Origin of the sequence: Vibrio mexicanus (assembly GCF_001012815.1) — a bacterium.
GTDB lineage: Bacteria > Pseudomonadota > Gammaproteobacteria > Enterobacterales > Vibrionaceae > Vibrio > Vibrio mexicanus.
Genome location: NZ_JYJP01000040.1, coordinates 1 through 9,207 on the forward strand (window position 1 = coordinate 1; position 9,207 = coordinate 9,207).

Sequence of the window (9,207 nt, forward strand, 5' to 3'; positions counted from 1 at the left end):
AAATTTTTAAGCCATTTCTCTCATAAAGGAAAAATGGTGCCGACTACCGGAATCGAACTGGTGACCTACTGATTACAAGTCAGTTGCTCTACCTACTGAGCTAAGTCGGCATAAGTGGAGCGCATTCTATTGAATGATTTTACGCCTTGCAATAGTTAAACTGAAAAAAAAGCCGATTTTATTCGTATTTCTTTTATTTGCCTGTTTTTGCGTCAATATTTGATGTTTAAGCGAAATCTCATGCTTAAGTTATTTGCTTTATAACAAGCTTGATGTATGTTCCCTGCTCTACTTCGTAAATGGATGTTGGAATTGGTATGACTCCTTACATGTCTTTTGATCGTTCTCAGTGGGCCGAGCTGCGTAAAGCAGTACCTATGACCCTATCTGAAGACGACTTAAAAGAGCTCCAAGGCATCAATGAAAACTTAACCATGACAGAAGCCGTGGACATCTATTTACCACTGGCTCGTCTACTGAATCTTTATGTGGCAGCAAGACAAAGCCGCAACAACGTTCTCAACCAATTTTTCGATAATACTCACTCTGCGCCACCGTTTATCATCGGTATCGCAGGCAGTGTCGCGGTTGGGAAAAGCACCACTGCACGTCTTCTTAAAGCCTTATTGTCACGTTGGGATAACCACCCTAAAGTCGAGTTGATTACCACCGACGGCTTTTTATATCCCAACAAAGTGCTTAATGATCGCGGTATCATGACCAAAAAGGCTTCCCAGAGTCTTATGACATGCGCCGATTGGTTCAGTTTGTTGCCGATGTTAAAGCAGGCAAACGCAACGTCACCGCGCCCGTGTATTCACATCTGACTTATGACATCACTGAAGAAGTGAAAGTGGTCGACCAACCCGATGTATTAATCATTGAAGGTCTGAACGTGCTTCAAAGTGGTATGGACTACCCTCATGAGCCACATCGTGTGTTCTTGTCTGATTACTTAGATTTTTCTCTTTTCGTCGATGCACAGCCCGAGCTGATTCAAAAATGGTACGTGGAACGTTTTTTGAAATTTCGCCAAGGCGCATTCACCAAACCAGGCTCTTACTTCAATCACTACACTCAGCTAACCGAGCAGCAAGCGATTGAGAAGGCGAAGAGTATATGGCTGTCCATTAATGGCATTAACTTGGAGCAGAATATTCTCCCAACGCGAGATCGTGCTCAGCTGGTGCTCAAGAAAGGCTCAAACCACACGGTTGAAGAAGTCCTACTTCGAAAGTAAGACCTGTCTGTCACAGGTGAAGGATATTACCATTCGAATACAAAAAAGGTTGTTACTTGGTGAGTAACAACCTTTTTTCTTCTTGCGTTCGTGCGTTTATTTGGTTTCAGGGCCGTAGCGATTATCCCCTTTAGTACCTTCTAAAAAGCCACATTCCACTAAGATCCATACCCCGCAAACCAATGCCGCCAATGAAGTCACCACCTGCATCATGCTTGACCCCGCTTCAAGGCTTGGATCGCCGACTGGCACTGTCATGCGGCCAATCACTAGAGGTACGTTGAGTAGTAACCACCAGCTCGACTTGTCACGGTCGTGCCAACGTTTAGCCGTAATCGCTAAGTCTGGAACCAAGACACTCAACAGAAAAACTGGCAGAAGCAAATGTGCAAAGTCTGGGAACAGTTTATTCGCACCAACTGCAAAGCCCATAATGGCTAGGTAATAACAGACATTCCAAATCCAAAAGACTTTACGTCCAACCCGTCCTTGAAATGAAAACAACAACTCTTTTTTCGACATCTTAAAAACCTAAAAACAAACTAATTAATGACTTTCTGAAAACACGCTTTGTCCATATCACGGATATTGACGGTTAGGCTACGCACGTGACTTGCCTGTTGTGTAAGCACTTCCAATAGCTGGCGAGACAAATCTCTTTTTTGCTCTTCAGTACGACCGTCCAGTAGCTCGAAGCTAATATGAATAAAATCCACACTGTCGCCTTCTTCACCCACAAGCCAATTATGATAACGAACCGAACGAGATTTTACTGAACCTACATCAAACAACCCGCAACGCAAAGTGACATTGTGTAGATCTTCTAGCAGTCCTTGAATATTAACTCGCTCGTCCACTGAGTTTGAGTACTCCATAACAAGATTCGGCATAGTGATTCCTTTTCGTGGGTTTCTTTCACCCAAACGGGCAATTCATACTCACTAATAGCAAGTAACGATTGAAAATCCGAGACATACACTTAAGAACTGCCCGCCCGATCACTGATATAGAGCTCTTACCATTTGCAAGGAAGCCATAAAGACATGACTGGAATCATGATCTACTCGATTTATTCTGTTATATTCTTTCTAAATTACGTTTATTTTTTACAGAAAATAAGCATTTTGTATTCAAAACCTTTTTACATTTATTGAAACGGAGATATTCCTATGCGTCGTCCTGTAGTGATGGGTAACTGGAAACTAAACGGTAGCAAAGCAATGGTAGCTGAGCTACTAAATGGTCTAAATGCGGAACTAGAAGGTGTAACAGGCGTTGACGTAGCAGTTGCTCCACCAGCTCTATACATCGATCTTGCTGAGCGTGTTATCGCTGAAGGCGGTAACAAGATCATCCTAGGTGCACAAAACACTGACCTAAACAACAGCGGTGCATTCACTGGCGACATGTCTCCAGAAATGCTGAAAGACTTTGGTGCTTCTCACATCATCATCGGTCACTCTGAGCGTCGTGAATACCACAACGAATCTGACGAGTTCATCGCTAAGAAATTCGCTTTCCTAAAAGAGAACGGCCTGAAGCCAGTTTTCTGTATCGGTGAATCTGAAGCTCAAAACGAAGCTGGCGAAACTGAAGCAGTATGTGCTCGCCAAATCAACGCAGTTATCGATGCGTACGGTGTTGAAGCGCTTAACGACGCTATCATCGCATACGAGCCAATCTGGCTATCGGTACAGGTAAAGCAGCAACAGCTGAAGATGCACAGCGCATCCACGCTTCTATCCGCGCTCTAATCGCAGAGAAAGACGCAGCAGTTGCTGAGCAAGTAATCATCCAATACGGTGGTTCTGTTAAGCCAGAAAACGCAGAAGCTTACTTCTCACAGCCAGACATCGACGGTGCTCTAGTTGGTGGTGCTTCTCTAGACGCTAAGAGCTTTGCAGCAATCGCTAAAGCAGCGGCAGCAGCTAAAGCGTAATTTTTCTTCTAGAAGAATTCTTAAAGGTCAGCGCAATCTGGCCTTTTTTTGTCTCTATAGAATCTGTAGATCGAATCCAGTATCCTTAGCGCTCCTCCGCAGTTGTAGTTAAGGATAGAGATGCGCGACAAACACGGCCTGCTTACCGGCTCGATTCCAGAAGTGCTGCGAAAAATGACCATTCCAATGACCTTTGGGATGATCTCCATTTTAATGTTCAACCTCGTTGATACCTTCTTTATCTCACTGCTGGGCACCCAGGCTCTGGCGGCGGTCAGTTACACGTTTCCAGTTACTTTTGCACTTAACTGCATCACCATGGGCATTGGTGTTGGTCTTTCCTCTTGTGTAGGGCGATTGCTTGGACAAGGCGAAAACCGCTCGGCAGCGCGCATTACCACTCATGCATTGATTCTTGCCGTCACGCTAATGACGTTGGCATCCACCTTTGGCTTATTAAGCATTGCACCGCTATTTTCTATGCTTGGTGCAGCGAAAGAGCTTCACCCTCTTATCGAGCAGTACATGCAGATTTGGTACATCACCATTCCACTGCTTGTGATTCCGATGGCGGGCAACAGCGCGATTCGCGCAACTGGCGATACCAAAACGCCAGCCAAAATTATGATTGTCGCTGGCCTGATTAACGGCATTCTCGATCCGCTACTGATCTTTGGCTTGGGTCCATTTCCTGAACTTGGTATTCAGGGCGCGGCGATTGCTAGCGGCATCAGTTGGTTTGGCGCGCTATGCTGTTCTCTCTACGTTTTAGTGAAAAGAGAGAAACTGCTCACTTGGCCCAACCTTAATTTCTATCTTCAGGATTGGAAGCAAGTACTCTCGATTGGTTCTCCCGCAGCGGTTTCTAATGCCCTAGCGCCTATCTCTGGAGCAGTGTTGATGATGATGTTGTCTTCACACGGCACTGAAGCCGTCGCAGCCTATGGCGCAGCTCAGCGTATTGAAGCGATACTATTATTAGTTCTAATGGCACTCACTTCGGTACTGACGCCATTCATGGCGCAGAACATGGGTGCGAAGAACCCCGAGCGTAGCTTCGCAGGGCTTTTCTTGAGTATGCGTTTCGCGATTGTTTTCCAGCTGTTTATTTTCATCATGATGGTGCCACTAAGTACTCCCCTCTCTGCTCTTTTCTCACAGGAAGAGACTGTTAGAGACCTGTTGTGGCACTACTTGCTTGTGGTGCCGTTTAGCTATGGCTTCCAAGGTATCGTGATGATGTTGGTATCTGGATTGAACGCGCTGCATTTACCGATGAAGGCCTTTATGTGGAGTTTCTTGAGACTCTTTGCCTTTACCTTACCGACCGCGTGGTTGGGCAGTTTCTACTTTGGTGTGGAAGGCCTGTTTTGGGGTGTTGCTGTTGGCAACGTATTAGGCGGGGTATTAGGTTATCTCTACATGATCAAGTTACGAGCGCAGTACTGTCCAAGTTTCTCAAGTTGATTAACCGTTTTACTTACAGAAACGAAAAAGCCGACGGTTAGCGTCGGCTTTTCTAAATCCATATTGCTCACTAGAGACTAAACTGGCTCTTCGTCTTCTTCGACGTCTAAGTCCACATCCAGTGGTTCTTGAGACAGGATGATCCCCGTGTTGTCTGCGTAGATGTAATCTTCCGGCACGAACGTCACACCGCCAAAGTTAACAGGAATATCCAGCTCACCGACACCTTGAGCATTTGCGCCAACAGGAATCGAGGCTAAGGCCTGAATGCCGACACTCATCTCTTCCAGTTCATCAACTTCACGAATGGAGCCGTAAACGATAATGCCTTCCCATTCATTTTCTTCCGCCACCGATGCAAGCTCTGCATCAATCAGTGCACGACGAAGAGAACCACCACCATCAATCAGAAGCACTCGCCCGATACCATCTTGCTCGAGTATGTCGCGAATGATGCCATTATCTTCGTAACACTTAACCGTCGTGATTTGACCGGCAAACGACGCTCGACCGCCAAAGTTACTAAACATAGGTTCAACGACATCGACTTGATCAATATAAATATCGCATAGAGCAGACGTGCTGTATTCCATAGTGTGGCCTCTCATAGGATTTATCATCTCCTTCGAGTATATCGGGTCATTAAGTCAATGCAATGACAAGCGGTATTTAACTCATCAGAGTTTGAGCTGTAACGACTACTGCAAACAATAAGTTAGTGGCAATTGAGCACAGCACCACTTGTGGCATCATAGGTGCAATGTCTTTCGGCTGCTTGGCTAAATTGACCGCTTTTGCGTGACGAAAAGCAATCAAGCCACTTAAAAGAAATGGAAAGCTCACCCATACCGCAAATGGCTGGCTCAGTAGATACGCAGCAAAAGAGAACACCGCTAACGCCAGAAGCAGGTAATGGTACTGTTTGGCACGTTCCGATCCCAAACGAACCGCCACTGTTCGCTTGCCACAAGCCGCATCATTTTCAATGTCTCGCATGTTGTTCACATTGAGTACCGCAACAGCTAGCAATCCACAGCCAATAGCAGGTAATGCCAAACTCAGGTCGACGTATCCGGTATGCAGGAAGAAGGTACCCGCAACCCCCAGTAACCCAAAGAAAATGAATACTGACACATCACCAAGGCCGACATAGCCATATGGCTTACTGCCCATGGTGTAGCCAATCGCCGCAACAATGGCGAGCACGCCAAGCCCGATAAAGGTCAAAATACTTTGAAAGCTCTCTAGCGCATAGAAGATAAGAGTTAGGCCAGACACTAACGTCAGCACGACATTAATCCCGATCGCCCCTTTCATCGCACTCAAAGACACGTCCCCAGATTGAATCGCTCGAGTCGGACCAAGGCGCTTTTCATTGTCGGTGCCCTGCACCGCATCGCCGTAATCGTTGGCAAGATTCGACAAGATCTGGAGTAATGTAGCCGTTAAGAACGCCAACAAAGCAATAGGAAGCGAGAAATGACCATTTGAGAAAGCCAAAATACTGCCCGTTAAGATAGAGACAAGGGCTAACGGCAGAGTTTTAGGCCTTGCGGCATCAAGCCAGATTTGCAGGGGATTTCTCATTGGAATAGGCTGTTTTCATTCATATAAGTGCAATTGTGTCACACTGATACCAAGGGCGCAAAATTTGAGGCTGTTGAACAAAAATAGTGAACAAAAAGGGGGATCAAAAAAGGCCACCGAAGTGACCTTTTTCATCCGTGTTGAATCAACTGCTTAACAGAGTTACTTCACACGGCCAACGTATTCAGCGCTACGAGTGTCTACTTTGATTACTTCGCCGATTGCGATAAATAGAGGAACACGAACAACAGCGCCTGTTGATAGTGTTGCTGGCTTACCACCTGTACCTTGAGTATCACCTTTTAGGCCAGGATCTGTTTCAGTCACTTCTAGCTCTACGAAGTTTGGCGGCGTTACTGCGATTGGGTTACCGTTCCAAAGCGTGATCATACAAGTGTTGTTTTCTACTAGCCATTTCGCGTTGTCGCCGACTGCTTTTGCGTCAGCAGCGATCTGCTCAAATGTCTCACTGTTCATAAAGTGGTAGAATTCGCCGTCGTTATATAGATAATCTAGGTCGATATCCATTACGTCTGCAACTTCACAAGTTTCACCAGACTTAAAGGTTTTCTCTAGCACTTTACCAGAAAGAAGTTTACGAATTTTTACGCGGTTAAACGCTTGGCCTTTACCTGGCTTAACGTATTCGTTTTCCAGAATTACGCAAGGCTCGTTATCAAGCATTAACTTAAGACCGCCTTTAAATTCATTGGTGCTAACAGTAGCCATTTTTTCCTCTTACATTCTTAGAGCTAAATTCAATGCCGCATATAATAACCCGAAAAGTCGATTCTGTTGAGCAAAACTGGCTCAAACAGCTAGCGAATGCGATCTCAGACCCAGCAAAATTGCTCGAGCAACTGGAAATTGATGCATCGCCATGGCAAGACGGGTTCAAAGCGAGAAGCTTGTTTCCGCAGCGTGTACCGCAAAGTTTTGTTGATCGCATGGAAAAAGGCAATCCAAATGACCCGCTGCTGCGCCAAGTATTACCATTGACAGAAGAGTTTGATGAGGTTGACGGATTCACGTTCGATCCTCTACTGGAGCAAGGTAACCCGACTCCAGGTTTGCTGCACAAATACCAAAACCGCGCATTGATGATTTTAAAAGGTGGCTGCGCAATTAACTGCCGCTACTGTTTTCGTCGCCATTTCCCTTATGAAGAGAACAAAGGCACCAAGTCAGTTTGGCAAGACAATCTCGATTACATTGCGCAGCACTCGGAGCTCAATGAAGTCATTCTCTCCGGTGGTGACCCTTTGATGGCCAAAGACCATGAACTCGAGTGGTTAATCAATCGTATCGCCGACATTCCGCATATCAAACGCTTACGCATCCACAGCCGTTTGCCAGTGGTGATTCCGACTCGCGTCACCGAAGAGCTTTGTGAGTTACTGGCAAGCACACGTTTGAAAGTGGTTATAGTGACGCACATCAATCACGCCAATGAAATCGATGAGCAGTTCCAGCAGCAAATCCAAAAGCTGGCACAAGCAGGAGTGACTTTACTCAACCAAGGTGTACTGCTTAAAGGCGTGAATGATACGGTTGATGCTCAAGTCGACTTAAGTGAAGCTCTGTTTGATGCGGGGATCTTGCCGTACTACTTGCACGTACTCGATAAGGTTCAAGGCGCGGCGCATTTTCTCGTCTCCGATGATGATGCAAAGAAAATTATGGCTGGTTTGATTGAGCGAGTCTCTGGCTATTTGGTGCCTACTCTGACGCGAGAAATTGGTGGCCGCGCGAGTAAAACCCCTCTCGATCTCCATTTAGAATAGTTGTGGTGACAACAAAAACGATTTGTTCGTCACACCCTAAATTTGCTTGCATACTGCCCCGTTTCTGGAGGCCAGTATGCAAAGCGAACTATTACACTTCTTTAATCTCGACCCGTTTAAATGGAGCGCGCTCCTATGCTGCGCCATTAACGGAACTCTGATAGGTATTGAAAGACAAACTCGCGGTAAACCCGTGGGCATTCGCACATCGATACTGGTGATTTCTGGTACCTACTTGTTCATGACTCTGGCGATGTCGCTGTCACCAAACAGCTTGGATCAAGCGCGCGTGCTGGGGCAGATCATCACAGGTGTTGGCTTTCTGGGCGCAGGGGTTATGATGACCCTAGATGGCAAAATTCATGGTGTCACGTCAGCAGCGATCATCTGGCTACTCGCGGCACTTGGAATGATGATTGCGCTCGGACATATTGCTCAGTCCGTCAATATTACCGTGCTCGCACTTATCGTCCTCCTTGGGGTCGACAAAGCAGAGAAACGCATCAAAGCGCTGCGTCGCGGCGTACACAAAACGTTTCAGCGCCGCAAACCAAAACGTCCGATCTCTGATGCATAATTGATGTGCTAGCCCATCATTAACCACCAAAAGTGGTACTCCTCCCACAAATTAGCAAAGTTTTTATCTAGCAAGGCTAAGTAAATTGGATAGTCACACTAGTGGCTATCCATTACTCAGTCAAATCTTGATTCCGCACAAAGAAAAGAACGATCCCAATTTAAGCCATTTAGATAAGTTATTGAGTTCACAAATCAATCCGGTGGTTTTCTTTACTATCAGTACAGAAGTTCAGACAATAATTTGGAGGTTGGCTTATGTTCTACGTGCACATGCTTCTGCTACTGACGGTCATCTTTATTGGTATTCGTCATGGGGCATTGCCTTTGGTCTACTTGGTGGCCTAGGCGTATCTGTATTAGCGTTTGTTTTTGGTATCGCACCCGGAACCCCTCCGGTCAGCGTGATGCTTATCATTTTGGCCGTCGTGGCCGCATCGGCCACCTTAGAGGCCACTGGTGGTCTAAAGCTACTGGTTAAGTTTGCAGAAAGGCTGCTACGTAAACACCCAAGCCAAATTGTTTTTCTCGGCCCTCTATGTACTTACACACTCACCGTTTTGGTCGGCACGGGCCACTCGGTTTACCCACTCCTGCCTGTTATCTACGATGTG

Annotated in this window: 8 protein-coding genes, 1 tRNA gene and 3 pseudogenes; 6 read left to right on the forward strand and 6 right to left on the reverse strand. The window is 46.1% G+C overall.

Annotated features, from left to right (window positions below; translation table 11 throughout):
• Positions 1-34 precede the first annotated feature (34 nt).
• A tRNA-Thr gene (locus UA76_RS06665) sits at positions 35-110 on the reverse strand.
• Between the two features lie 207 nt (positions 111-317).
• On the opposite strand from UA76_RS06665, the pseudogene coaA reads away from it, so the two are divergent.
• A pseudogene (gene coaA / locus UA76_RS06670) lies at positions 318-1,240 on the forward strand (type I pantothenate kinase).
• 96 nt (positions 1,241-1,336) lie between these two features.
• Here the strand turns inward: coaA and UA76_RS06675 are convergent.
• Positions 1,337-1,762: a DUF805 domain-containing protein gene (locus tag UA76_RS06675; RefSeq protein WP_047044215.1), complete on the reverse strand. Its 426-nt coding sequence runs from the start codon at positions 1,760-1,762 to the stop codon at positions 1,337-1,339.
• 20 nt (positions 1,763-1,782) lie between these two features.
• The gene (locus tag UA76_RS06680; RefSeq protein WP_047044217.1) at positions 1,783-2,130 is read right to left on the reverse strand and encodes a 5-carboxymethyl-2-hydroxymuconate Delta-isomerase; all 348 of its coding nucleotides are present in this window, start codon (positions 2,128-2,130) and stop codon (positions 1,783-1,785) included.
• A gap of 279 nt (positions 2,131-2,409) precedes the next feature.
• Between UA76_RS06680 and tpiA the strand changes: the two are divergent.
• Both tpiA and UA76_RS06690 read left to right on the forward strand, forming a co-directional pair.
• Positions 2,410-3,179, forward strand: a pseudogene (gene tpiA, locus UA76_RS06685) (triose-phosphate isomerase).
• 120 nt (positions 3,180-3,299) lie between these two features.
• On the forward strand, positions 3,300-4,646 hold the full coding sequence (locus UA76_RS06690) for an MATE family efflux transporter (protein WP_047044219.1): 1,347 nt from the start codon (positions 3,300-3,302) through the stop codon (positions 4,644-4,646).
• 77 nt (positions 4,647-4,723) lie between these two features.
• Here UA76_RS06690 and rraA read toward each other — a convergent pair whose 3' ends face one another.
• From rraA to efp, 3 genes are all read right to left on the reverse strand, one after another.
• Positions 4,724-5,239, reverse strand: a complete 516-nt coding sequence (rraA, locus tag UA76_RS06695; protein WP_047044221.1) for a ribonuclease E activity regulator RraA — start codon at positions 5,237-5,239, stop codon at positions 4,724-4,726.
• A gap of 76 nt (positions 5,240-5,315) precedes the next feature.
• Positions 5,316-6,233, reverse strand: a complete 918-nt coding sequence (locus UA76_RS06700) for a 1,4-dihydroxy-2-naphthoate polyprenyltransferase (protein WP_047044223.1) — start codon at positions 6,231-6,233, stop codon at positions 5,316-5,318.
• A 162-nt stretch (positions 6,234-6,395) separates the two neighbouring features.
• A complete protein-coding gene (efp, locus tag UA76_RS06705; protein WP_047044225.1) occupies positions 6,396-6,962 on the reverse strand; it encodes an elongation factor P in 567 nt (188 codons plus the stop codon).
• Between the two features lie 32 nt (positions 6,963-6,994).
• Here efp and epmB point away from each other — a divergent pair, with 32 nt between their 5' ends.
• The 3 genes and pseudogenes from epmB to UA76_RS06720 form a co-directional block, all read left to right on the forward strand.
• A complete protein-coding gene (gene epmB / locus UA76_RS06710; protein ID WP_047044227.1) occupies positions 6,995-8,017 on the forward strand; it encodes an EF-P beta-lysylation protein EpmB in 1,023 nt (340 codons plus the stop codon).
• Between the two features lie 76 nt (positions 8,018-8,093).
• Positions 8,094-8,594 (forward strand): MgtC/SapB family protein, encoded by a 501-nt coding sequence (locus UA76_RS06715; RefSeq protein WP_047044228.1) that lies wholly within the window; start codon positions 8,094-8,096, stop codon positions 8,592-8,594.
• A 257-nt stretch (positions 8,595-8,851) separates the two neighbouring features.
• Positions 8,852-9,207: pseudogene (locus UA76_RS06720) on the forward strand (anaerobic C4-dicarboxylate transporter family protein); the annotation flags it as partial.

Excerpts from the sequence above, each read along its gene's own strand:
- efp (WP_047044225.1), bottom strand. The coding sequence starts at position 6,962 with ATGGCTACTGTTAGCACCAATGAATTTAAAGGCGGTCTTAAGTTAATG.
- UA76_RS06715 (WP_047044228.1), top strand. The coding sequence starts at position 8,094 with ATGCAAAGCGAACTATTACACTTCTTTAATCTCGACCCGTTTAAATGG.
- UA76_RS06680 (WP_047044217.1), bottom strand. The coding sequence starts at position 2,130 with ATGCCGAATCTTGTTATGGAGTACTCAAACTCAGTGGACGAGCGAGTT.
- UA76_RS06700 (WP_047044223.1), bottom strand. The coding sequence starts at position 6,233 with ATGAGAAATCCCCTGCAAATCTGGCTTGATGCCGCAAGGCCTAAAACT.
- epmB (WP_047044227.1), top strand. The coding sequence starts at position 6,995 with ATGCCGCATATAATAACCCGAAAAGTCGATTCTGTTGAGCAAAACTGG.
- UA76_RS06690 (WP_047044219.1), top strand. The coding sequence starts at position 3,300 with ATGCGCGACAAACACGGCCTGCTTACCGGCTCGATTCCAGAAGTGCTG.
- UA76_RS06675 (WP_047044215.1), bottom strand. The coding sequence starts at position 1,762 with ATGTCGAAAAAAGAGTTGTTGTTTTCATTTCAAGGACGGGTTGGACGT.
- rraA (WP_047044221.1), bottom strand. The coding sequence starts at position 5,239 with ATGGAATACAGCACGTCTGCTCTATGCGATATTTATATTGATCAAGTC.